Source organism: Nocardiopsis akebiae (assembly GCF_018316795.1).
Taxonomy (GTDB): Bacteria; Actinomycetota; Actinomycetes; order Streptosporangiales; family Streptosporangiaceae; genus Nocardiopsis; species Nocardiopsis dassonvillei.
Genome location: NZ_CP074132.1, coordinates 2,768,940 through 2,791,077 on the forward strand (window position 1 = coordinate 2,768,940; position 22,138 = coordinate 2,791,077).

Genomic DNA, 22,138 nt, shown 5'->3' on the forward strand with positions numbered 1-22,138 from the left:
CTCAGCCGGAGGCGGGGGCGTGCCGGGCGATCCAGGCCGCCGTGCGCCGGGGGTCGGCCAGGTCGTCCCAGAAGCGCTCGGGGTAGTTGAACCACTCGGTGAACTCGTCGGCCAGGGAGGGGCTGCGGCCCAGTTCCCCGAGGAACTCCACGAAGTCCGCGGGCAGGGCCTCCAGGTTCTCCATGAACAGGTTGGTGGTGCGAAACGCCGACAGGACGCGGTCCTGTCGGCGCATGTCCACGTGCTCGACGAAGCGGCGGTCCAGGACGTCCTGGCGGACGATCTCCTCGGCGAGCACCCACGCGGCGTGGGAGGCGATGTTGGCTCCCTGGCCGAGCAGGGGGTCCACGGTCACGTGCGCGTCGCCGAGGGCGAGCACGACGGTGCCGTCGTCCAGCACCGTGTGCGTGCGGCGCACCACGGGGGTCACCGCGCCCTGCAGGATGCCGCGCGGTCCGTCCAGCGGGCCGAACTCCACCGGGTCGATCCGTTCGAAGCAGTCCGGGTAGTGCTCGCGCAGCAGCTCCAGGGCGAGGTCGCGGAAAGCCCCGGGGTCCTCCTCGTAGGGGGTGGTCGCCAGGGCCTCCAGGGCGGAGCCGCGGTGGTTCTCGATGACCAGGGCCATGACCAGACCGCCGTCGGTCCAGGTGGGGAACTCGATCATCTCGCCCGCGCCCGGGGAGACGTGGAAGGTCACCTGGGGGACGGGCTGCTGGGCGACGCCAGTGAACAGGCCGGCGCACAGCGCCCTTCCGGGGCGGGTGGAGGCCGGGTGCGCGGGGTCGCGCCCGAACACCTCCGCGAACGGGCCGCGTCCGGTGCACACCACGACCAGGTCGAACCGGGAGGCCAGGGAGGGCAAGGTCGTCGGGGGAGAGGCGGCCGATCACGAGCTCCCCGCCGCGTTCGGCGAAGTCCTCGGTCAGCCGGGGCTGGTAGATCCGGTAGTCCACGGCCCGGCTGGGCGCGCTGAAGCGGCCCCGGAAGGCGGTGGGCTCCGGGCCGGGGCCCACCCGGTACTCGTGCCCGGGGTTGTTAGCTGTTGGGTCGGGAGGCGTCTCGAACGCACACAAGGGCACAGGAGTCATCCTGTGCTGCTGTCGGAAAGCGGTGTGTGGTGTGTGCCCTCACTCCGTTGGACGGCCCGCCGGTGAAATTCCGTCCGAGGAGTTCGCTGATTCTCCGGACAAGCGCCCCCGGTCCTGGCTACGGTCGTCTCGAACACAGCGACGAAACCGGCAGGATCGGGAGGTGGGAAGGGATGGCAGGTACCAGTATGCGGCGGTTGCGGACCCTCGCCGACCCGTTCCTGGCCCCCGCACCGACCGGTGTGAGTGTGCGTGATCGGCTCAAGGGCCTCACCCCACGGGACGAGGCGGTCCTGCGGGCCGTGGGCGCGCACCTGGGGTCCTTGGCCTCCACGGACCTGGCCGCCCGGTGTGCGCACGGCACCGACCACGGTAAGGACTCCTGGGCGGCCCGCAAACGGGAACTGACCCCTGAGTCCTCGTCGCGGTGGGCCGGAGCCCTGACCAAGGCCTCCCATGAGCAGTGGGCGCTGGCCCGCCGCAGCCAGCTCGCCCACCTGCACCGCCTCCAAACGGGGATCGACACCCTGCGCCACCGGCTCTCCCAACCCCTCGGGGTCAAGGGCACCAAGGGCGCCCCGGGTGGGTACTCCTGTCGGCGGGAGTGGCATGCCAAGTCACGACGCCTGGCCACTCTGGAGCATCGCCATGCGGTGGCGGCGGCGGACTGGGAGGAGGGCCGTGTACGGGTGGTGCGTGGCGGCAAACGGTTGCTGCACACCCGCCACCACCTGGAGCGGGCACAGCTGACCGAGGAAGAGTGGCGGGCCCGGTGGGAGGCCGCCCGCTTCTTCCTGTCCGCTGATGGCGAGTCCGGCAAACGCCACGGCAACGAAACGATCCGCATCACCCCTGAGGGGCAGGTCAGTATCCGGCTGCCCGCTCCGCTGGCGCATCTGGCCAACGCCGCGCACGGTCGGTATGTGCTCTCGGGTCGGGTGGCCTTCGCCCACCGGGGTACCGAGTGGGCTGATCGGGTCGAGGCCGACGGGGCGGTGGCCTACCGCCTCCACCTGGACACCGGGCGGGGTTCTGGTCGGGGCCGGTGGTATGTGAGCGCGTCCTGGACCCCCACCCCCGCCCCACAGGTGCCGTGGGAGGCGGCGCTGGCCCGCGGGGTGGTGGGGGTGGACGCCAACGCCGACCACCTGGCCGCCTGGCGACTCGACACCCACGGCAACCCGATCGGAAACCCACACCGGTTCGCCTTCGAGTTGTCCGGCAGCGCGTCCCACCGGGACGCGCAGGTCCGCCACGCCCTGTCCCGGCTGCTGCGCTGGGCCACCACACACGGTGTGCGAGCCATCGCGGTGGAGGACCTGGACTTCGCCCGCGAGAAGTCCCGGGAAAAGCATGGACGGCGTAAGAAGTTCCGGCGGCTGATCAGTGGTTTTCCCACCGCTCGTCTGCGGTCCCGGTTGGTGTCGATGGCCCACACCCTGGGGGTGGCGGTCATCGCCGTGGACCCGGCCTACACCTCCCGGTGGGGTGCCCAGCACTGGCAAAAGCCCCTGTCCACTAAACGTAGGAAGGTCTCCCGGCACGATGCGGCCAGCATCGCGGTCGGGCGGCGCGCTCAGGGCCACCCGGTTCGGCGTCGGACGGCACCGCCCCCACACCACCAGGGTGATGGTGTGGGGCATCGGACCGTCCAGGCCGCACCGGGGAGTTGTGGGCGTGAGGGAAACCGCCCTCCCGTCACGGAGCGTGCACGCGATGCGCGTGGCCGGACGGGGCAGGAACGCGGTGACCCAGCCCATCCAGCACCGTTCGGGGTGGGTGCGGTGCCGAAGTGACCCCCCGGGGGTCACTTCTGATCACTGTTCAGGAACGGTGACCTCCACACCGTGCCGCAGCAGGTGCAGGCCCGCCGTCCCGGCGCCGACGATACCGATCCTCTTGCTCACGTCTCTCCTGGTGGCAGGGGGTGGTTGCGGGCGAGGGGAGGCGCCCGGTGAGCGGGGGCCGGAGCAGGCGCGCTTTCCTTCACTGAGAGTAAGCGTACGTAACATGTGCCCGCTCGGCCAGAGGCGTGCGCGGTCGGTCGGCTGGTTCGCCGTCCGGGGCCGACCGCTTCCCGCGCGGACTCCCGCGCGGATTCCGTCGGCTCCGGCGGGGAGCCCGTGCCGCTGCGAGGCAAGCGGCGCGGCCGACTTCTGCTCAAGTGACGCGCGGAGCTTTTGTTTCGCAGGGTGATCATGTGATCCTCATGAGTAGCTGTGGGGGCAGTGGCTGTGTCCACGCGGGCGTGCGGAGCCCGCCGGACCCGGAGGCGTCGGGAGGGGCATGCGGTCTCTGAGCGGCCTCGTCCGCGCCGGAGCGCGGTCGGCGGCCCGCGCGGGGTCGGCGGCGCTGGACCGCCTGACCGCGGACGGGGGATCGGTTGTGCAGGCCACGTTCGCCGCGACCGCGGCGTGGATCATCGCGGGCGGCCTCGTCAGCGACCACTCCCCCTTCTTCGCGCCGATCGCCGCGGTCATCGCGCTCAACGCCGCGGGCGGGGAGCGGGGGACCAACGCCGTGCGGATGCTGCTCGGCGTGGTCATCGGCATCGTCGTCGGTGAACTGGCCCTGGCCGCCACCGGCGGGGGTTACGGGGCCCTGGCCGCCGCCACCGGCGTGGCGATGGCGATCGCCGTCGCCGTCGGCGCCGCCAGGCTCGTGATCGCCCAGGCGGCGGCCGGTGCGATCCTCACCGTGGCCTTCGCCGGGACCGGCAGGCTCACCGACGCCCTCATCGGAGCTGGTGTGGCGCTGGTGGTGAGCCAGCTCCTGTTCCCCGCCCGGGTGGTCTCGCGGCTGCGCCGGGCCGAGGCGGCCGCGCTGGCCGAGATGGTCCGCCTGCTCGGCGCGACCGGCCGCGCGCTGGAGGAGGACGAGGACCCCTCACTGTGGACGGTGGACCGCCTGGGCGCCCTGAGCAGGCCCATGGCCGACCTCAGCCGCGCACGCGAGAACAGCCACCGCGCGGTGCGCTGGTCCAGGGCGCGGTGGACCGATCCCGAGCCGCTGCGGTACGAGGACGAGCGGATCGACCGGCTCATCATCCTCGGGGAGAGCTGTCTGTCCCTCGCGCGGACCACCGCCGCCACGGAGACCGGCGAGCGCCGGCGCCTGGCGCCGGTGGTGTGCGAGATGGCCTCCGTGCTCGACGTGCTGGCCGAGGGCCTCGGAGACCGCGCGGCGCGCCAGCGCGCGGTCGACCGCGTGCTCGCCCTGGTCGGGCCCTTCGACGACGACGCCCTGGAGGACCCCGTGACCGGGGCGGCCCGCCTGTACGTGCGGATGGTCGCCACCGACATCATGCTGTTCGCCGGGCTCGAACCCGAGGGAGCCGAACGGGCGCTGGCCGGAGAGGACGAACAGACGCGGGTCGCCCATCCGCCGCGCGAACCGTGGCTGCCGTGGGCGCCCCGGGGGCGTGCCCGGTCAGGGCGCCGGGACCGGCGCCGCCGGCCGTTCCGGCGCTCCTGAACCGTCCGGGTCGGGCAGCGGCCGTCGCCGCCCCGGTCCTGCGGCGCTCCTGAAGGGGCCCGTTCGCGCCGGACGCGGACGGGCCTGACCCCGGCCCCTAGCCGTCCGAGGGCAGCTCGGAGTGCCCGAGGTGGTGTTCGGGGGCGATCCGGTCCCGGATGAGGCGCTTGAGTTCGGCGGCGTCGGTGAAGGCCGCGTCGGTCCGGCGCGACCACACGCTCTCCCCGTCCAGGCGCACCTCGAACACGCCGTTGGTGCCCGGGACGAGCGCGACCTCGCCGAGTTCGGCCTCGAACGTGGTCAGCAGCTCCTGTGCCATCCAGGTGGCCCGCGGGAGCCACCGGCACCGGGTGCAGTACTCGATCTCCAGCCGCGGTTCGTTGACCTCCATGACTCCCAGCATGGCACGGGCCCTGGCCCGTGAGGGAGGCCGGAGCGCGTTGTCGCGGCCCGCGCGGGAAGGCGTTGCCCGCGCCTGCCGGGCTTTCGGCGCGCCAGTGGGATGGCGGCTCCCCGCCCACCTTGATCCGGAAGCCTTCCGGAAGTAAAGGCGATCGGTCGCGGTCGCGTGGTACCCCCATGTCGCTGAACAGCGCAGACACCGAAAGCCAGGAGAGTCCCCCGTCCAGTTGTCCGGAATCTTCCGGAATTTATTGACAACGTAACGGAGCCGGGCGGACACTAACCCCGTGACGGGGATCACGGTCCCCGTCGGGTCGGATCACCCCCGATCCGGTCCTCCGCACGCCTCCTGACCCCCCATCCACGAGGAGGAAGCACTCATGAACCCTTCCCCCGCACCCCCGCGGAGCCGCCGGGACGGTCGCGCCAGAACGCTCGTCGGCCGGGTCTGCGCCGTCGCGGTCGCGCTGGTCACGACCCTGGCGCTGCTGCCCGGCACCGCCAGCGCGGCCATCACCACCAACCAGACCGGCACCCACAACGGCTACTTCTACTCCTTCTGGACCGACAGCCAGGGGACCGTCTCCATGGAGCTGGGCTCCGGCGGCAACTACACCACCTCATGGCGCAACACCGGCAACTTCGTCGCCGGCAAGGGCTGGCCCACCGGCGGGCGCAGGGCGGTGACCTACTCGGGCAGCTTCAACCCGTCCGGAAACTCCTACCTGACGCTCTACGGGTGGACGAGGAGCCCGCTCGTGGAGTACTACATCGTCGACAACTGGGGCACCTACCGGCCCACCGGAACGCACATGGGCACGGTCACCAGCGACGGCGGCACGTACGACATCTACCGGACGATGCGCTACGACGCCCCCTCCATCGACGGCATCCAGACCTTCCCCCAGTACTGGAGCGTGCGCCAGTCCAGGCGCACGGGCGGAACCATCACCTCCGGGAACCACTTCGACGCGTGGGCCCGCGCCGGAATGAACCTGGGCAACCACGACTACATGATCATGGCCACGGAGGGCTACCAGAGCAGCGGCAGCTCCAACATCACCGTGGGCTCCAGCGGCGGCGGCGATGACGGCGGTGGCGGCAACCCCGGTGGCGGCGGCTGCACCGCTACCCTGTCCGCGGGGCAGCAGTGGAGCGACCGGTACAACCTCAACGTCTCGGTCAGCGGTTCGAACGACTGGACCGTGACGATGAACGTGCCGTCCCCGGCCAGGATCAGCGCCACTTGGAACGTCGGCGCCGACTACCCCAGCTCCCAGGTGCTGACCGCCAGGCCCAACGGCAACGGCAACGACTGGGGCGTGACCATCGACCACAACGGCAACTGGACCTGGCCGACGGTCTCCTGCAACGCGAACTGACCCCGGACGCCGTCGGCGTCCACCCGTGGCGCGGCGGCCGCGGCCGCCGCGCCGCCCCGGGCGGCACGTGAGGGCCCCCGGCACCGCACCGCGCGGAGCCGGGGGCCCTCACGTGCCGTGGAAGGGGGTGAGGTCGACCGCGGGCGCGTCCGTGTACACCACGCCCGGCTCCGGCGGGACGGGCTCTCCCGACGCGGAGTCGGTGCAGTGGGCGTCGAACATCCGCGCCTCGTCCAGGGGCACCAGGGCCCGGTCGGCGACCGTCCAGCCGCGCACCAGGGTGACGGGGACGTCCACCCCGTCGGGAAGCGTGTGGGAGATCCGGTCGGTGGGGCTGTGCAGCACCACCGCCGCGGGGTCGCCGCCGGTGATGGCGTGGCACAGCCGCTCCACCACCGCCGGGTGCTCGACGTCGAAGCCCTCCTCCCGGCGTTCGACGGACGTGGCCAGCGCGTGCCGGGTGTGCAGGGTCAGGACGTGCTTGGCGCCGGGCAGGTCGTCGAGGAGGGCGGACAGCAGGGCGGAGGCGTGTGAGGAGAGCATGCTCTGAGTATGCGCGCGCGGACACCGCCGGACCGGGTTGTCCACAGGCCTGACCGGGGCGGATCCCGGTTTTTCGGGGAGGCCGGTCCGCGGACCGCGCCGCGTACCGCTCACCCGCCGAGGACCGCGGGGCCGCCCGCCCGACCCCGCTGCCGTCCGTCCGGCTCGCCCGTCCCCCGGTGAGCGCGGGACCGCCCGGCCCCGTTCCCCGATCGGGGTTTCTCCGGCCCGGCGCCCCCGCGCACGCGTCCGCGGTCAGGGCTTGCGCGCCACGCCGCCGTACTGGGCGACCTCCTTGGGCTCGCCCAGTTCGGTGGGCAGCGGGCGCCACAGGGACGCCGAGACCACGCCGGGCTCCAGCAGTTCCAGGCCGTCGAAGAAGCGCTCGATCTCCTCGGCGGTGCGCAGGTGGATGGGCTGGCTCGCGCCCTCGTTCCACGCCTTGGACGCCTCGATGATCTGCGGACTCGTGCTCGTGCTGTCGCACAGGGCCAGGAAACTGCCCGACGGCAGCGCGTCCACGTAGGCGCGGGCCAGGGCGTAGGTGCTCTCGTCCGCGGGGAAGTGGCCCAGGGTGCCCATGAACGTCAGCCCGATCGGCCGGGAGAAGTCCAGGTACCGGCGGGCCTGCTCCAGGAGGGGGCCGGGGTCGGTCAGGTCGGCGTCGACGTACTCGGTCGAGCCCTCGGGGCTGCTGGTGAGCAGGGCGCGGGCGTGGGTCAGCACCAGGGGGTCGTTGTCGACGTAGACCACCTTGCACTCGGGCGCGGCGGCCTGGGCGGCCTCGTGGGTGTTGTTGGCGGTGGGCAGGCCGGTGCCGATGTCCAGGAACTGGCGGACGCCCTCCTCCTCGACCAGGTGCGTGACCGAGCGGACGAGGAACTGCCGGTCGGCGCGGGCGACCTCCACGATCTCGGGGAAGGCCAGCGCGATCTGCCGGCCCAGCTCCCGGTCGACGGGGTAGTTGTCCTTGCCCTCCAGCCAGTAGTTCCACACGCGTGCGGAGTGGGGGACCGACGTGTCGATGGGGGGAGTGGCGGTCATGGCGTCCTCTCGGGGAAGTGGGTGTCGCGCTGCGATTCTCCTGGCACGGCGGGCACCACCGCAACCACGAAACCCTTGCGCCACAGGGGTTTGCGGGCAGGGATCCGCACCCTCGGCCACTCCCGTGCGCCCCCGGTTCCGCCCGCCCGGTCCCCGCCGCGCCCGCGTGTGCGCGTTCTGCCAGGTGGGGATGTCTAGCATGGAACCCATGAACGAACTCTCCGCAGAGCAGACGGGCCGGGTCATCGCCCTGGCCATGGACCTCGCCCGGGAGGGGCGCACGGAGGAGCTGCTGGAGTTCCTCGACCACGGCCTTCCCGTGGACACCCGCGACGAGCAGGGCAACACCTTGGTGATGCTCGCCGCCTACCACGGCCGGGAGGCCGTGGTCCGCGCCCTCGTGGACCGAGGCGCCGACGTGGACCTGCGCAACGACCGGGACCAGACTCCCGTGGCCGGTGCGCTGTTCAAGGGGGAGGAGGGCATCGTGGCGCTGCTCGTCGCGGCGGGCGCCGACCTCGACGCGGGCACGCCGAGCGCCCGCGCCGCGGCCGAGATGTTCGGCCGCTCCCACCTGCTGCCCTGATCCCCTGATCCCGATCCGGGGGCCGCGCCGCCGCGGCCCCCGGGCCCGACGGCGCCCTCCCAGGGCCCGGGCCCCGGAACGGGCCGAGCCGACGCGGTCGGGGCCGCGTCGGCTCGGTGGATCGGACCCGGATCCGGGGTCCTCACGCCCTCGCCCCGGTCGGGGCTTCGGGCGTTGCTCAGACGGCGTCCGAGTTGGGGTCGGTCGCGGAGGCCTTGCCCGCCTGGAGGGCCTCGACCGCCTTGCGCACGCCCTCGCCGTAGGCCGGGTCGGCCTTGGCGCAGTTGCCGATGTGGCGCTCGATGGTGGCCTGGGAGGCGCCGTCGATCGCGCGCGCGGTGTTCTCGAACAGGCGCTGCTGCTCGTCCGCGTTCATCAGGCGGAACAGGTTGCCCGGCTGCTCGAAGTAGTTGTCGTCGTCCTCGCGGTAGTCGAACCGGTCCGCGGTCGAGCCGATGGCCTGCGACGGCTCGGCGTAGGAGGGCTGCTCCTGCCAGCGGCCGTAGGAGTTGGGCTCGATGCCGGGCACGCCGCCCTGGTTGCCGTCCACGCGCATCGTGCCGTCGCGGTGGTAGGTGTTGACCAGCTTGGCGCCGCGCGGGTAGTTCACCGGGATCTGGTGGTGGTTGACGCCCAGGCGGTAGCGGGCGGCGTCACCGTAGGAGAACAGGCGGCCCTGGAGCATGCGGTCGGGCGAGAAGCTGATGCCCGGGACCAGGTTGGCCGGGGTGAAGGCGGCCTGCTCCACGTCCGCGAAGTAGTTCTCCGGGTTGCGGTTGAGCTCGAACTCGCCGACCTCGATGAGCGGGTAGTCCTTCTTGGACCAGACCTTGGTCAGGTCGAAGGGGTGGAAGCGGTAGTCCGCGGCCTCGGCCTCGGGCATGATCTGGACGTAGAAGGTCCACTTGGGGTTCTCGCCCCGCTCGATGGCCTCGAACAGGTCGCGCTGCGCGGACTCGCGGTCCCCGGCCACGACCTGGGCGGCCTCCTGGTCCGTGAGGTTCTTGATGCCCTGCTGGGTTCGGAAGTGGAACTTGGCCCAGAAGCGCTCGCCCGCCTCGTTGATGAACGAGAAGGTGTGCGAGCCGAAGCCGTGCATGTGGCGGTAGCCGTCGGGGATGCCGCGGTCCGACATCACGATGGTGACCTGGTGCAGGGCCTCGGGGAGGTTGGTCCAGAAGTCCCAGTTGTTCTCGGCCGAGCGCATGTTGGTGCGCGGGTCGCGCTTGACGGCGCGGTTGAGGTCGGGGAACTTCAGCGGGTCGCGGAAGAAGAAGACCGGGGTGTTGTTGCCGACGACGTCCCAGTTGCCCTCCTCGGTGTAGAAGCGCAGGGCGAAGCCGCGGATGTCGCGCTCGGCGTCGGCGGCGCCGCGCTCACCGGCGACGGTGGAGAAGCGGGCGAACATCTCGGTCTGCTTGCCGACCTCGGAGAAGATCGCGGCCTTGCTGTACCGGGTGATGTCCTGGGTGACCGTGAAGGTGCCGAAGGCCCCGGAGCCCTTGGCGTGCATCCGACGCTCGGGGATGACCTCGCGGTCGAAGTGCGCGAGCTTCTCCAGGAACCACAGGTCCTGAAGCAGCATCGGGCCGCGAGGTCCGGCGGTGAGGCTGTTCTGGTTGTCGGCTACCGGGGCGCCGTTGGCCGTGGTCAGCGGCTTCGTGTTGTCCTGAGACATGAATTCCTCGGTCCTAAGGTGGGATCTTTCGGTGCCGCGGTCAGGGCACCGGGCGTGTGTCAGGCCTTCTGGCAGTCGGGGCAGATTCCCCAGTAGGTGACCTCGACCTCGTCTATGGCGAAACCGTGGTCCTGTGAACCCGTCATGCAGGGCGCGGCGCCGGTGGCGCAGTCCACGTCCGCGATCGTGCCGCAGTCGCGGCAGACCACGTGGTGGTGGTTGTCGCCCACCCTGCGCTCGTAGCGCGCGGGCGACCCCTCCGGTTCGATCCGCCTGACGAGTCCGACGTCCGTCAGAGCCTTGAGCACGTCGTACACCGCTTGTGTGGACACCGCACCGAGCTGGCCGCGGACCGCCTGGAGAACGGTGCTGGCGTCGGCGTGCGGATGAGCCCCGACCGCCTCCAGGACCGCTACCCGGGGTCGGGTCACGCGTAGCGAAGCCCCCCGGAGGAGGGCCTCGGTCTCCGTCTGGTGCATGCGCCCATTGAACCACTTTTCTGGAATGATTCCAACAAAGGTGCGCCTAACCCGGCGCCGACCCCCGTCCGGCGGGTCCCGGCGGCCCCGGTGGAACCGCCCCGCCGCGCGCCTCGCCCGGTTCCCGCCGCCCCCGCTGGTGCGCGGCTGGTCGGTCCGCGGCGGTGGACCACCGCGTCCCGGTGCCTGTCGGAATGTCCCTTTTATGATCTACGCCGTAAAAGTGCCGCTTGGTCAAGCACTTCAGAGGGGGAGGGGCCTGTGGCCCCACAGCCCACGATCACACGCGGGTCGCCCCGCGCCCGTTCCAGCGGGGGCCCGCGACCGTCGGCGGGCTCGCGTTCCCCGGCCCCGTCCCGGCGGGCGGGCCGCCGCCCCGCCGGCGCTCAGGCGGGCGCGTCGCCCAGCAGCTTCTTCTGGATCTTGCCCATCGCGTTGCGCGGCAGCGTGTCCACCACGCGCACCTCGCGCGGGCGCTTGTGCACCGACAGGCGCTCGGCCACGAAGTCGATGACCGCCTCGGGGGAGATGCCCTCGCCCACCAGGTAGGCCACAATCCGCTGGCCGAGGTCGTCGTCGGCCTCGCCCACCACGGCGGCCTCCGCCACCCCGGGATGCCCGAGCAGCACCGACTCGACCTCGCCCGCGCCGACCCGGTAGCCGCCGGTCTTGATCATGTCCACCGACATCCGGCCCACGATCCGGTGCCAGCCGTCCCCGTCGCGGACCGCCGCGTCGCCGGTGCGGAACCAGCCGTCCCCGGTCCACGCCGCGGCCGTGGCCTCCGCCAGCCCGAGGTAGCCCCCGAACAGGGTGGCGCCGCGCACCTGGAGTTCACCGACGCTCTCACCGTCGCAGGCGACGGGCTCGCCGCGCTCGCCGCGCAGCCGCGTCTCCAGACCCGGCAGCGCCGTCCCGACCCAGCCGGTGCGCCGGGGCGCGTCGGCGCGCGCCGCCACGGTGATCAGCGTCTCGGTCATCCCGTACCGCTCCACGGGGCTGTGGCCGCACGCCCCCCGCAGGCCGTCGGCCACCGTGTGGGGCAGCGGGGCGCTGCCCGAGACCAGCAGCCGCGCCCCGGACAGGGCGCGTGCGCTGTCGGGGTCGCGGGCGATCCGCGACCACACGGTCGGCACGCCGAAGAACAGGGTCGCGCGCCGAGCCCCGCGGGCCGCCTCGGCGTAGGCGGCGGGGGTGGGGCGGACGGTGTGCAGCAGCGGGCTGCCCACGCGCAGTGCCCCCAGCACGCCCAGGACCAGGCCGTGCACGTGGAACAGCGGCAGACCGTGCACCAGCACGTCGTCGGGCGTCCAGTCCCAGGCGTCGGCGAGCGCGTCCAGGTCGGCTGCCACGGCCCGGCGCGGGATGAGGGCGCCCTTGGGCGGTCCGGTGGTCCCGGAGGTGTACATGACCAGCGCGGTGGAGTCGGGCGGCGGTTCGGGGAGCGTGAACGAGGAGCGCTCGGCCGGGTCCACGGGGACGACGGGCAGGTCGACGTCCTCCTGAGGGGCGCCCAGCCACAGCGCGGCGCCGGAGTCGCGCACGATGTGGCGGCGCTCGGCGGTCCCCGAGTCCGCGGGGACCGGGACCACGGGCACCCCGGCCAGCAGGCCGCCGACCACCGCGACGACCGTGGACAGCGAGGCCTCGCCGTGCACGGCGACGGCGTCCGCCCCCGCCACCCGTTCGGCCACGGCGGCCGCGGCCGACCACAGTCCCTCGCGGTCCAGCCCCGCCCCGCCGACGCTCACCGCGGTCCCCTCGCCCGCGCCCGAACCCAGCAGCACCTCGCGCCCCTTCCGGTCGTGTCCTGTCCAGTCGGCCAGTACACCACAGGAGCGGTGCGGGAGCGTCCTCGGCCCGTTCACGCCCCGGCCCGCCGGCGATCGGCTCGGCTCGCCCCCCGGCACGTTCGCGCCCGGGCACGTGCGCGTCCCGCCCCCGCTCCGCCCCGGCACGTTCGCGCCCCGCCTCGTGTGTCGGGAGCGGCGTCCGGGTAGCCGCTTGGCAGAATCCCCGGGAAGCGGTGCGGGCGCCGGAGGCCGTTCCCGACCCCGGATCGGCGTTCCGGGGGCGCCCCGGTACACGGGGCCGGGGTCGACACGTGCGTCAGGTGAGGGGGAGGGCCATGCGTGCTCTGACAGTGGTGCCGTCGCAGGCGGGTTCGGTGCGGGTCGGCGAGGTGGAGGCGCCCGTGCCGGAGGCGGGGGAATTGCTCGTCGACGGCGTCGCGCTGGGGATCTGCGGCACCGACCGCGAGATCGCGGCCGCCGAGTACGGCGAGGCGCCGCCCGGCGACGAGCGCCTGGTCCTGGGGCACGAGTCGCTGGGCCGGGTGCGCGAGGCCCCCGACGGCAGCGGCTTCTCCCCGGGCGATCTGGTGGTGGGGGTGGTGCGCAGGCCCGATCCCGTGCCGTGCGGGGCCTGTGCGCACGGCGAGTTCGACATGTGCCGCAACGGCCGGTTCACCGAGCGCGGCATCAAGCAGCTCCACGGCTACGGCTCCCAGCAGTGGACGGTGGAGGCCGACTACGCGGTCCGGCTCGACCCGTCGCTGGAGCGCGTGGGCGTGCTGATGGAGCCGACCACGGTCGTGGCCAAGGCGTGGGACCAGATCGACCGGATCGGCGGACGCGCCTGGTTCGAGCCGCGCCGCCTGCTCGTCACCGGAGCCGGGCCGATCGGTCTGCTCGCCGCCATGATCGGTGTCCAGCGCGGTCTGGACGTGCACGTGCTGGACCGGGTGGAGCAGGGGGTCAAGCCCGAGCTGGTGGCCGCCCTCGGGGCGACCTACCACACCGGGGGCGTCGCCGAGGTCGCGGCCACGGGCGAGCCGGACGTGGTCATCGAGGCCACCGGCGCCTCCGGTGTCATCCTCGACGCGATGACCCACAACGCGGCCTACGGGATCGTGTGCCTCACCGGCATCTCGTCGGGCGGGCGCACGATCGACGTCGACGCCGGGGAGATCAACCGCCGGCTGGTCCTGGAGAACGACGTGCTCTTCGGGTCGGTCAACGCCAACCTGCGCCACTACGAGATGGCCGCGCGGGCGCTGGCGCGGGCCGACCACTCCTGGCTGGAGCGGGTGATCACCCGGCGGCTGCCGCTGGAGCGCGCGCACGAGGCGTTCGAGCCCGGCGGTGACGACGTCAAGACCGTCATCGAGCTGTGAGCCGCCGCGCCGGGCGGACTCCGGTGCGCCCTACCGCCGCGAGTCGGGGACGACTCGGAGCACGGGCCTTTCAGCGGGGGCCGCGGTTCCCGACCCCGTGCCGGTGCGGGCGGTGATGGAGAGCCCGAACATCAGCGCGTGCAGTTCGGAGAGGGGGATGTGCAGCGCGGCGGCCACCGAGGCCGGGGTGCGGCCGCTGCTCCGCAGCAGGGAGAAGACCTTGGGCAGCACTTGTGAGGTCTCGCGGGCGATGCCGTCCGGTTCGGCCGAGCGGTAGCCCAGTTCGGCGAGCTGGCGGCAGGTGGAGCGGTACTGCCAGTCCGTGAGCAGCCCCACGTCGTGGAGCCGGTGGGCCAGGGCCATCGCCGACACCCGCCAGATCGACTTGGCCTTGAGGACCTGGTCGATCTGGGCGCCCGCGGGCATGCGGGCCACGACGTCGGCGCGGGGCATGAGGAAGGCGCTGGCGAACTGGTTGGCCTCGCGTTCGGCCCCGGGGCCGCTGGAGGGGCGTTCGTGGCCGTGCATGACCAGGTGGCCGAGTTCGTGCGCGGCGTCGAAGCGGCCCCGCTCGCCGCTCTTGCCCGTGTTGAGGAAGACGTAGGGCACCGCGTCGCGCCAGAAGCTGAAGGCGTCCACCTCCTGGTGCTCGGTGTCCAGGGAGAAGACCCGGATCCCGTGCGCCTCCAGCAGGTGCACCATGTTGGGGGCCGCGGTGTCGCCCAGCTCCCAGAGCGAGCGGACCATCTCCGCGGCGGCCTCTGGGGAGGGCCTGCCGTAGGTGGGGACCGAGGGCTCGGGCAGGGCGAGGTGCCGCCCGATCCAGTCGTTGAGCTCGATCGCCAGGGCGGCCTGGGAGCGCACGGCCTTCTGTTTGCGCATCGAGGTCTTGGTCCTGGCCCGGAAGGCCACGGCCTCGGAGGGGACCTCCTCGACCTCGTCGGCGGTGAAGAACGCCGTGGGGAACCCGAGGGCGCCCGCGATGGCGGCGAGCGTGTCGGCCGTGGGGACGGCGTGCGCGTTCTCGTAACCCGACAGGCTCTGCTGCGAGATCCCGCTCATCCGTGCCAACCGGGCGAGGGTGAGTCCCCTGCGCTCCCGGGCGAGCCGGATGCGTGACGGCGTGACCATGGTGTGCGGCTGCCTTGTCGTTGTCCACGGCCCGGCGGGCGCGGACCCGCCGGGCACGGTCGTCGTTAGCGGAAGTTGACGGGGACGTCGAGTCCCTCCGGCTCCTCGTCGCCCTCCGGGAGGGCCACGGCCCCGATCTCCAGGGCGGGGAGCGGGACGCGCTCGTGCCACCCGGTGATGTAGCCCCGTGCGTCGGGCGGGTGGGGCCGGGACAACTCACTATGCCAGAAGACGCGGCCGTCCCCGGAGTCGTCCACACGGTGGACCAGGAGCACCCACACCTCCAGTTCCTCGCAGCCGTCGAGGGACACCTCGTTGTGCCTGATCGGGGGTGTCTCGGGGAACAGGGCGAGCTGTTCGTGTCCGCCGCGCCCGGTGAGCAGGCGCTGGCCCTTGGGGCCGCGCGGGTGCCGGTTGCGGGGTACGGCTGCCGGGTTCGGGCTGCCGGTGTGGTGGTCGCCGCTCAGGGTCTGGATGGCGGTGGTGCGTTCGGCGTCGACCGTGAGTTCGATCTGCAGGAGGCGGGCGTTGTCCCAGCCGTGGTGGAGCTTCTGCTCGTCCCGCAGCGCGGCGAGCCGCCAGCGGTGGGCGTACTGGGAGGGGGCGTCCACCCCGTGGCTCGGGGTGGCGCTGCGCCAGCCCTCCTCGCCCCGGCGCAGGGCCTTCTCCAGGATCGTCCAGGACGTTGCGATCCGGGCCAGCCGGTCGTCTCGGTGGTGGGGGTCGATGAGCACAGAGCACCCTCCGGGAGTCTCAACGTGAAGAAACACTACCGCGATCGTGGTCGGAGATCTTCGGGTTCGGGGCGTGGTGCGGGGGCTTCCCCCAGTGTGCGGACGACCGCCGACAGTCCGCACGGGCCGCAGCGGCGCGGTCGGTCGGCGCCGTGCCGTTCCGGTCGCGGAAGAACCCGTCCTTGTTCCCGGCGGAGCCGGAGAGACCGTCGCCTTTTCGCGCGGAGCCGTTTTCCCTTTCCCGGGTCCGCTCCTTTCCTGGTCAGGTGCACGCGTCGTCACCGAGCGGAGAAAACGCAGGCCCTGCGGTCGTATCGGTGGAACCACGTGTCGTGCGCGGGGGTGTGTTGACACCCCCTGCGGGGCGTCCGATATTCGGTGTCCAGCGCGCTGGAAGACCGACCCCGCATTTCACGCACCCCCCAAGGAGAATGAGATGGGATCACCGCTGGCACGCCGAACGGCGTCCGTCCTGCTCGGCCTGGCGACGGCCGCGGCCCTCGCCCCCGGGACGGCCGCCGCCGACCCGGTGCGGGTCCTGGGCGGGACGGGGCCCTACGACGCCGAGTACGTCACCACCCTGCGCCTGCGCGACCACACCGTCTACCGGCCCGTGGACCTGCCCGAGGGCGAACGGCTGCCCATCGTGGCCTGGGGCAACGGCGCCTGCCGGGCCGACGGGACGTGGTTCGAGAACATCCTCACCGAGTTCGCCTCGCACGGCTTCCTGGTCATCGCCAGCGGCCGCCCCGGCGGCTTCGGCAGCACCGACCCCGAGATGCTCACCGAGGCGGTCGACTGGGCGATCGAGGAGAACGACCGCCTGTTCAGCGAGTACCGGGGCCACATCGACACCGACAGCGTCGCGATCATGGGCCAGTCCTGCGGCGGCCTGGAGACCTACGAGGTCGCCGACGACCCGCGCGTGGACACCACCGTGCTGTGGAACAGCGGCCTGCTGACCGACCGCGACAACGACCTGCTGGAGGACCTGCACGCCCCCGTCGCCTACTTCACCGGCGGCCCCGGCGACATCGCCTACGAGAACGCCCTGGACGACTACGACCGCCTGCCGCAGGGGCTGCCCGCCTTCATCGGCCACCTCGACGTCGGCCACTACGGCACCTTCGCCGAGCCCGACGGCGGGGAGTACGGCCGTGTCGGCGTCGCCTGGCTGGAGTGGCAGCTCAAGGGCGACCAGCGGGCCCGGCAGGAGTTCGTCGGCGACGACTGCGGTCTGTGCTCCACCGAGTGGGACACCGACAGCAAGAACCTCGGGTAGGCCACCGACCCCCCGCGCTCCCGGACGGGCGGCCGCCGTCCGGGAGCACGCGCCCGAGGGGAGCGCGGGGGTCTTGGGGCGCGCACACGGGCGAACGGCTGCACACGGTTCGTCCGGTGGCCGAGGGAGTGTCAGCGCGGTTCCGGGCCGTGTTCCGGGAGGCGGTGCTCAGTCCTGTTCGGTGACGCCGTCGGTGCCCTGGCTCTGGCGCTGTATCCCGATTCCCGAGCTGGACGCGGTCCAGCTGGCGAGGATGTCCATAGCCCGCCGTGACGGCGAGTCGGCCTCAGTGGTGTAGATGAACAGTGTGGTGTCGGTGTCGCCGGGCGGGTTGAGGGTCTCGTACTCGACGGTCAGGTCGCCGACGAGTGAGTGGCGAAGACGCTTCGAGCCGTGGGTGCGCTGGTGCACCCGATGCTGCTCCCACCACCGGTCGAACTCGCGGCTGTGTTCGCGCAACTCGGCGACGAGCGCGATGGTGGCGCGGTCGTCGGGATCCCGGCCGACCTCGAACCGCAGGCTCTCGACCGCTGCGCGGGCCTGGTCGTCCCAGTCCACGAACAGTGTGCGGGCCTCCTCGTCGAGGAATATCCAGCGCGCGTAGTTGCGGTGGGCGGGAGGCATGCCTTCGAAGTCGGCGAAAAGCGCTGCGCCCATCCTGTTGACCGCCAACACGTCGGTGCGACGTCCAAGGACGAGCGCGGGTTCGCCGTCGAGGGCGTCGAGGAGCTGGTGGAGCCCTGGACGCACGCGTTGGACGCCAGGGGCCCGTCGCCGGGTCGGTGCCGCCGTCACCCCGATGAGGTCTTCCAGGTGTGTCCGTCCTGCGGCGTCGAGTCCGAGCGCGTGACCGATCGCCTCGATCACGGCCGGGGAGGGCGTGATACGCCGGCCCTGCTCGAGACGAGCGTAGTAGTCGGTGGACACCCCGGCCAGCAGTGCGACCTCCTCGCGCCGCAGCCCGGGGACGCGGCGTATGCGCCCGTCGGGCGGCAGTCCCGCCCGTGACGGGTCGCCCTGGCTCCGAGCACGGCGTAGGAAATCGGCGAGTTCGCGATTCGTCTGTGCCACGACCCCATTATCCACGGGGGCGACAGAATCCACCTGGGCCGCTTGCGACTGGACCTCCGAGTCCTAGGTTCCGGCGTGCGAGGTCGCACAGGGCCCGAGATCAGTCCCCGCGGCCTTGTGCCGTGAACCAGTCTTGGAGTCACGCCGGCACGGGACACCACCCGTCGGCGTCTCCCCGAACTCCGAGATTGAGGATGACCATGGGTTTTCCGTCGAATCGTCCGTCGACCTGGTTCGTGACCGGTACCTCTCGCGGCCTGGGCCTTGAGCTGGTCACCCAGTTGCTCGAGCGCGGCGACAACGTCGCGGCGACCACCAGATCCACCGACCGGCTGCTGTCGGCGATCGGCGATAGCGTCGACACGTCACGGCTGCTCCCCCTGGCCGTCGATCTGCGAAACGATGCTGCTGTCAAGCAGGCCGTCGACCAGACCGTCGCCCGCTTCGGCACCCTCGACGCCGTTGTCAACAACGCTGGCTACGGCTACCTGGCCGCGGTCGAGGAAACCGACCCCGCCGACGTCCGCGACATGCTCGACGTCCAGGTCGTCGGCGTGTGGAACGTCCTGCGTGCCACCGTGCCGGTTCTGCGTCAGCAGAAGAGCGGTCACATCGTCAACGTCTCCTCGGTGCTCGGGCTGGTCTCCCTTCCGGGGTGGGCGCTCTACTGTGCCGGCAAGTTCGCGTTGGAAGGCCTCAGCGAGGCCCTCGCCGGTGAGGTCGCCGACTTCGGCGTCAAGGTCACGATCGTCGAGCCCGGCTATTTCCGCACCGACTTCCTCACCCGGGACTCCCTCGCGCTGCCCGCCCAGACCACCGAGGCCTACCCGGGCATCCGTGAAATGGTCGAAAACCACCTGGGCCTACAGGGCAGCCAGCTCGGCGACCCGGTCAAGGGCGCCACGGCGATCATCGAGCGGGTCGTGAGCGGCGCCGAGGGCCCGCTGCGCCAGGTGCTCGGCTCGGACTCGCACGCCTTTGTCACCGACAAGGTCGAGGCCCTGCGCGCGAACCTCGACGCCACCGCGCGGACCGCGCCCCTCACCGACCATCCCGCTGCCTGACTCTCCGACACCCGCACCATCTGAGGGGTGGATCTTGCCGGCGGTGCGTCATGACCGGTCTCCGCCGGATCCCGCACCTCGGTGAAGGCCCGGTCGGTCTCCTTGGTGCGTTCGGGTCCTGGTGCGGGTGGGGCGCGGGGTCCGGCCGGAGGCCGCGTGCTGCCACGGCGGGCTGCGCGGGGGTGCTGGCGGCGAGGGCGGGGACCGTACACGGACTCTTGCGGTTTCGTGCGGACGTGGGCTGCCCGTGGCAGACGCACTCCGTGTCCCAGGGGTCACTGTGCGAGTGGGCAGCTGTGAACGCGCGTGTACAAGATAGTGGTTGGCTATATTCACGACTTCTGTGTATGGTGAGAACACAGCGAAGCTCAATGGGTCTCGCGAAGGCCGGTGTGTATGCGCATTCCTGTCTCTGCCCTTGCCCGCCGAGCACATCCGCCCGGTGGGCGGCGCACATTCCGGCAGCGCCCCGTGCTGCCCCCTGCACACAGACCGGAGCACACCATGACCTCGCCCCAGCCGCCCTACGGCCCGCCGCCCCCGCCCGCCAACCGGGGCATGTCCACCGGGAAGAAGGTCGGACTCGGCTGCGGCGGATGCCTCGGCGTCCTCCTCTTCCTGTTCCTGCTCGTCGGGTGCGTGGCCGTGCTGGGCGGGGACGACCTCGACGGCGGGGCCCCGGAGCCCGCCGCCACCCGGGAGGAGGCGGGCGGTGGGGCGGATGGGGAGGCCCCCGCGGAGGGACCCGCTGGGGAGACAGCCGCGGAGGAGACCGCCGCCGAGGAGCAGGACGTCGTCCTGACGGCGGAGACCACCGAGTTCACACCGAGCATCCTCCACGACGGCGGTGACTTCACGAGTGTGTACGTCACCGTCGAGAACAACAGCGACGAGAACGTCGACGTCAACCCGCTCTACTTCGCGCTCGTCGCCGACGACGGCACCAAGCACGACACCTCGGGCGGTCTGGGCGAGGACGAGAACCAGATCGACACCCTGACCCTGAGCCCCGGTCAGCGGGCCGAGGGCGTGGTCACCGCCGAAGGGGCCTTCACCCCCGCCAGCGTGGAGTTCGGCGGGCCCCTCGGCCTGGGTGAGACCTACACCGTCGAGGTGGGGTAGAGCGGACGGCCCGGACGGGGGCCGTCTCCAGCGGACCTCCGGTCGGAGGGCGAGTGGGAACCGACCGGAGGTCCGCGCCTTTCCGTGCGCGGTGCGGCTCTCCTCGTGCCCCCTCCGCGCTACCGCTTCGCGGAGGCGCGGTACCCCGTGTCGCTCGCGCGTGGCGGAGCCCGGACACCGAGAATCGAAGGGCCGGTCGATCACCCTGTGTGCCCGTATGGGTGTGCAGGGTGTCCGCCGGCCCGTCCGCGGCCTGTTCCGCCGCTCCGACCCGCCGAACGAGGGAGGGCCCCTTCCATGTCCGCCGACCGCACACCCGCCGGGTACCGACGCCCGGCACGGTCCGCCGCCTTGGTCCTCGCCGCCGCGCTCACCGCCGGGTCGGCCGCTGCTCCGGCTGCCGCCGCTCCGGCCGCCGTGGTAACGGCCGCAGCGCAGGAGCCGATCTGCACCTCCGAGTCCCACCCCGACCTCGCGCGACGGCTCGACGAGGGGATCCGCGAGCGTGTGGACGAGCGGGAGGGGACCGTCGCCGTGGGGGTCTCCGCGCACGGCGGCGACCTCACCTGCGGACTCGACCCCGACGCGGAGTTCGACGCGGCCAGCGTCGGCAAGGTCGTCGTCCTCGGTGCGCTGCTGCGCACCGCCATGGACGAGAACCGGGAGCTCACCGCCGAGGAGAGGGACCTGGCGACCGCCATGATCACCGTCTCGGACAACGACGCCGCCACGGAGCTGCGCAACCGGGTCGGCGCCGAGCGCATCCAGCGGTTCCTCGACCTGGCGGGCATGGACGCCACGAAACCGGACCCCGAGGGCTACGTCGGGCTGATGGGGATCACCGTCTCCGACCAGCTCACCCTGCTCCGCCTGCTGCGCACCGACAACGACGTGCTCGGTCAGGAGGAGCGCGAGTTCGCGCGCGGCCTCATGGGCGACGTGATCGGGGAACAGCGCTGGGGCGTGCCCTCGGGAGCACCCGCCGACGCCCAGGTCCACCTCAAGAACGGCTGGCTGCCCCACACCGACACCGGTCTCTGGCGGGTGCACAGCATCGGCGGCTTCCGCGACACCCCGGTCGGCGACTACGACATCGTCGTCCTGACCGACGACAACGACGGGATGCGTTACGGGGTGGACACCGTCGAGTCCGTGGCGGCCGAGGTGCACTCCGGCCTGACCGGCCAGGACGTGCGGATCGGGACGCCGCCGACGGATCTGACGCGGCCCCTGTCCGACGGATCGGACGGCTCCGACGGTTCGGGCCGCGCCTGAACACGGGACCCGTCTCCCCGGGGGCCGACACCGGTCAGACCCGGGCCAGCACCCGGCCCGGCTCCGCGGCGCCCCCGCTCCGGACCTGTCACCGCCAGCGGGGGCGGGACGCCACAATGGAGGTCATGTCGCAGCGCAGAACCCGCCACCGCACGTCCCCGCCCCGCCCCGCGGCCGATCCCCAGGCGCCCTGCCCCTGCGGCGGCCCGTCGGTCTACCGGGACTGCTGCGGCCGCCTGCACAGCGGGCGGGCCGCGGCGTCCACCGCCGAACAGCTCATGCGTTCCCGCTACAGCGCCTTCGCCGTCGGCGACCGCGACCACCTCCTGCGGACCTGGCACCCGAGCACCAGGCCGCGGCGCCTGGACCCGGATCCCGGCACCGAGTGGGTGCGCCTGGAGATCCTGTCCACCACCGAGGGCACCCCGTTCCACAACGAGGGCACGGTCGCCTTCCGCGCCTCCTACCGCGAGGGCGCCCGCGACGAGGCGCTCGTCGAGAACAGCCGCTTCGTGCGCCACGAGGGCGCCTGGGTCTACCTCGACGCGCTCGCGGACTGAGGGCTCGCCGGACCGCGTGAACGGGCGGCGGTACGCGGCGCGCAGCGT

The 22,138-nt window shown here is 72.4% G+C and carries 20 protein-coding genes; 10 read left to right on the top strand and 10 right to left on the bottom strand.

Annotation, left to right across the window (positions count from 1 at the left end):
- Position 1 precedes the first annotated feature (1 nt).
- The gene (locus KGD83_RS11960) at positions 2-862 is read right to left on the bottom strand and encodes a styrene monooxygenase/indole monooxygenase family protein (RefSeq protein ID WP_212643829.1); all 861 of its coding nucleotides are present in this window, start codon (positions 860-862) and stop codon (positions 2-4) included.
- 399 nt (positions 863-1,261) lie between these two features.
- Between KGD83_RS11960 and KGD83_RS11965 the strand changes: the two genes are divergently transcribed.
- Both KGD83_RS11965 and KGD83_RS11970 read left to right on the top strand, forming a co-directional pair.
- A complete protein-coding gene (locus KGD83_RS11965) occupies positions 1,262-2,884 on the top strand; it encodes an IS200/IS605 family accessory protein TnpB-related protein (protein ID WP_249352288.1) in 1,623 nt (540 codons plus the stop codon).
- Between the two features lie 490 nt (positions 2,885-3,374).
- Complete coding sequence (locus tag KGD83_RS11970; RefSeq protein WP_212643830.1) at positions 3,375-4,562, top strand: FUSC family protein; 1,188 nt, start codon at positions 3,375-3,377, stop codon at positions 4,560-4,562.
- A gap of 97 nt (positions 4,563-4,659) precedes the next feature.
- On the opposite strand, the gene KGD83_RS11975 is transcribed toward KGD83_RS11970, so the two are convergent.
- On the bottom strand, positions 4,660-4,953 hold the full coding sequence (locus KGD83_RS11975) for a SelT/SelW/SelH family protein (RefSeq protein WP_212643831.1): 294 nt from the start codon (positions 4,951-4,953) through the stop codon (positions 4,660-4,662).
- Positions 4,954-5,344: 391 nt separating this feature from the next.
- Here KGD83_RS11975 and KGD83_RS11980 point away from each other — a divergent pair, with 391 nt between their 5' ends.
- Positions 5,345-6,346, top strand: coding sequence for a glycoside hydrolase family 11 protein (locus KGD83_RS11980; RefSeq protein WP_212643832.1), 1,002 nt, complete (start codon positions 5,345-5,347; stop codon positions 6,344-6,346).
- A gap of 108 nt (positions 6,347-6,454) precedes the next feature.
- On the opposite strand, the gene KGD83_RS11985 is transcribed toward KGD83_RS11980, so the two are convergent.
- A complete protein-coding gene (locus KGD83_RS11985) occupies positions 6,455-6,889 on the bottom strand; it encodes a hypothetical protein (RefSeq protein ID WP_212643833.1) in 435 nt (144 codons plus the stop codon).
- A gap of 255 nt (positions 6,890-7,144) precedes the next feature.
- Positions 7,145-7,933 (bottom strand): SAM-dependent methyltransferase, encoded by a 789-nt coding sequence (locus KGD83_RS11990; RefSeq protein ID WP_212643834.1) that lies wholly within the window; start codon positions 7,931-7,933, stop codon positions 7,145-7,147.
- 208 nt (positions 7,934-8,141) lie between these two features.
- Here KGD83_RS11990 and KGD83_RS11995 point away from each other — a divergent pair, with 208 nt between their 5' ends.
- The gene (locus KGD83_RS11995; RefSeq protein WP_212643835.1) at positions 8,142-8,519 is read left to right on the top strand and encodes an ankyrin repeat domain-containing protein; all 378 of its coding nucleotides are present in this window, start codon (positions 8,142-8,144) and stop codon (positions 8,517-8,519) included.
- A 178-nt stretch (positions 8,520-8,697) separates the two neighbouring features.
- On the opposite strand, the gene KGD83_RS12000 is transcribed toward KGD83_RS11995, so the two are convergent.
- From KGD83_RS12000 to KGD83_RS12010, 3 genes are all read right to left on the bottom strand, one after another.
- Positions 8,698-10,197, bottom strand: a complete 1,500-nt coding sequence (locus tag KGD83_RS12000; protein WP_212643836.1) for a catalase — start codon at positions 10,195-10,197, stop codon at positions 8,698-8,700.
- Between the two features lie 59 nt (positions 10,198-10,256).
- Positions 10,257-10,676, bottom strand: coding sequence for a Fur family transcriptional regulator (locus tag KGD83_RS12005; protein WP_212643837.1), 420 nt, complete (start codon positions 10,674-10,676; stop codon positions 10,257-10,259).
- Positions 10,677-11,062: 386 nt separating this feature from the next.
- Complete coding sequence (locus KGD83_RS12010) at positions 11,063-12,463, bottom strand: acyl-CoA synthetase (protein ID WP_212643838.1); 1,401 nt, start codon at positions 12,461-12,463, stop codon at positions 11,063-11,065.
- A 341-nt stretch (positions 12,464-12,804) separates the two neighbouring features.
- On the opposite strand from KGD83_RS12010, the gene KGD83_RS12015 reads away from it, so the two are divergent.
- Positions 12,805-13,851: a glucose 1-dehydrogenase gene (locus KGD83_RS12015; RefSeq protein WP_212643839.1), complete on the top strand. Its 1,047-nt coding sequence runs from the start codon at positions 12,805-12,807 to the stop codon at positions 13,849-13,851.
- A gap of 30 nt (positions 13,852-13,881) precedes the next feature.
- Here KGD83_RS12015 and KGD83_RS12020 read toward each other — a convergent pair whose 3' ends face one another.
- A complete protein-coding gene (locus KGD83_RS12020; RefSeq protein ID WP_212643840.1) occupies positions 13,882-14,982 on the bottom strand; it encodes a helix-turn-helix domain-containing protein in 1,101 nt (366 codons plus the stop codon).
- A gap of 65 nt (positions 14,983-15,047) precedes the next feature.
- The gene (locus KGD83_RS12025; RefSeq protein ID WP_212643841.1) at positions 15,048-15,716 is read right to left on the bottom strand and encodes a hypothetical protein; all 669 of its coding nucleotides are present in this window, start codon (positions 15,714-15,716) and stop codon (positions 15,048-15,050) included.
- A 436-nt stretch (positions 15,717-16,152) separates the two neighbouring features.
- On the opposite strand from KGD83_RS12025, the gene KGD83_RS12030 reads away from it, so the two are divergent.
- Positions 16,153-16,998 (top strand): alpha/beta hydrolase, encoded by an 846-nt coding sequence (locus tag KGD83_RS12030; protein ID WP_212643842.1) that lies wholly within the window; start codon positions 16,153-16,155, stop codon positions 16,996-16,998.
- Between the two features lie 168 nt (positions 16,999-17,166).
- Here KGD83_RS12030 and KGD83_RS12035 read toward each other — a convergent pair whose 3' ends face one another.
- Positions 17,167-18,069, bottom strand: coding sequence for a helix-turn-helix domain-containing protein (locus tag KGD83_RS12035; protein ID WP_212643843.1), 903 nt, complete (start codon positions 18,067-18,069; stop codon positions 17,167-17,169).
- 200 nt (positions 18,070-18,269) lie between these two features.
- Here KGD83_RS12035 and KGD83_RS12040 point away from each other — a divergent pair, with 200 nt between their 5' ends.
- The 4 genes from KGD83_RS12040 (at position 18,270) to KGD83_RS12055 (ending at position 22,090) form a co-directional block, all read left to right on the top strand.
- Positions 18,270-19,133 carry an SDR family oxidoreductase gene (locus tag KGD83_RS12040; RefSeq protein WP_212643844.1) on the top strand — a complete coding sequence of 288 codons (864 nt, stop codon included), beginning with the start codon at positions 18,270-18,272 and terminating at the stop codon, positions 19,131-19,133.
- Between the two features lie 504 nt (positions 19,134-19,637).
- The gene (locus tag KGD83_RS12045) at positions 19,638-20,255 is read left to right on the top strand and encodes a DUF4352 domain-containing protein (RefSeq protein ID WP_212643845.1); all 618 of its coding nucleotides are present in this window, start codon (positions 19,638-19,640) and stop codon (positions 20,253-20,255) included.
- 297 nt (positions 20,256-20,552) lie between these two features.
- The gene (locus KGD83_RS12050; protein WP_212643846.1) at positions 20,553-21,530 is read left to right on the top strand and encodes a serine hydrolase; all 978 of its coding nucleotides are present in this window, start codon (positions 20,553-20,555) and stop codon (positions 21,528-21,530) included.
- Positions 21,531-21,655: 125 nt separating this feature from the next.
- On the top strand, positions 21,656-22,090 hold the full coding sequence (locus tag KGD83_RS12055) for a YchJ family protein (RefSeq protein WP_212643847.1): 435 nt from the start codon (positions 21,656-21,658) through the stop codon (positions 22,088-22,090).
- The last annotated feature ends 48 nt before the right edge of the window (positions 22,091-22,138 follow it).

Excerpts from the sequence above, each read along its gene's own strand:
- KGD83_RS11965 (WP_249352288.1), top strand. The coding sequence starts at position 1,262 with ATGGCAGGTACCAGTATGCGGCGGTTGCGGACCCTCGCCGACCCGTTC.
- KGD83_RS11970 (WP_212643830.1), top strand. The coding sequence starts at position 3,375 with ATGCGGTCTCTGAGCGGCCTCGTCCGCGCCGGAGCGCGGTCGGCGGCC.
- KGD83_RS11975 (WP_212643831.1), bottom strand. The coding sequence starts at position 4,953 with ATGGAGGTCAACGAACCGCGGCTGGAGATCGAGTACTGCACCCGGTGC.
- KGD83_RS11980 (WP_212643832.1), top strand. The coding sequence starts at position 5,345 with ATGAACCCTTCCCCCGCACCCCCGCGGAGCCGCCGGGACGGTCGCGCC.
- KGD83_RS11985 (WP_212643833.1), bottom strand. The coding sequence starts at position 6,889 with ATGCTCTCCTCACACGCCTCCGCCCTGCTGTCCGCCCTCCTCGACGAC.
- KGD83_RS11990 (WP_212643834.1), bottom strand. The coding sequence starts at position 7,933 with ATGACCGCCACTCCCCCCATCGACACGTCGGTCCCCCACTCCGCACGC.
- KGD83_RS11995 (WP_212643835.1), top strand. The coding sequence starts at position 8,142 with ATGAACGAACTCTCCGCAGAGCAGACGGGCCGGGTCATCGCCCTGGCC.
- KGD83_RS12000 (WP_212643836.1), bottom strand. The coding sequence starts at position 10,197 with ATGTCTCAGGACAACACGAAGCCGCTGACCACGGCCAACGGCGCCCCG.
- KGD83_RS12005 (WP_212643837.1), bottom strand. The coding sequence starts at position 10,676 with ATGCACCAGACGGAGACCGAGGCCCTCCTCCGGGGGGCTTCGCTACGC.
- KGD83_RS12015 (WP_212643839.1), top strand. The coding sequence starts at position 12,805 with ATGCGTGCTCTGACAGTGGTGCCGTCGCAGGCGGGTTCGGTGCGGGTC.
- KGD83_RS12020 (WP_212643840.1), bottom strand. The coding sequence starts at position 14,982 with ATGGTCACGCCGTCACGCATCCGGCTCGCCCGGGAGCGCAGGGGACTC.
- KGD83_RS12030 (WP_212643842.1), top strand. The coding sequence starts at position 16,153 with ATGGGATCACCGCTGGCACGCCGAACGGCGTCCGTCCTGCTCGGCCTG.
- KGD83_RS12040 (WP_212643844.1), top strand. The coding sequence starts at position 18,270 with ATGGGTTTTCCGTCGAATCGTCCGTCGACCTGGTTCGTGACCGGTACC.
- KGD83_RS12045 (WP_212643845.1), top strand. The coding sequence starts at position 19,638 with ATGACCTCGCCCCAGCCGCCCTACGGCCCGCCGCCCCCGCCCGCCAAC.
- KGD83_RS12050 (WP_212643846.1), top strand. The coding sequence starts at position 20,553 with ATGTCCGCCGACCGCACACCCGCCGGGTACCGACGCCCGGCACGGTCC.
- KGD83_RS12055 (WP_212643847.1), top strand. The coding sequence starts at position 21,656 with ATGTCGCAGCGCAGAACCCGCCACCGCACGTCCCCGCCCCGCCCCGCG.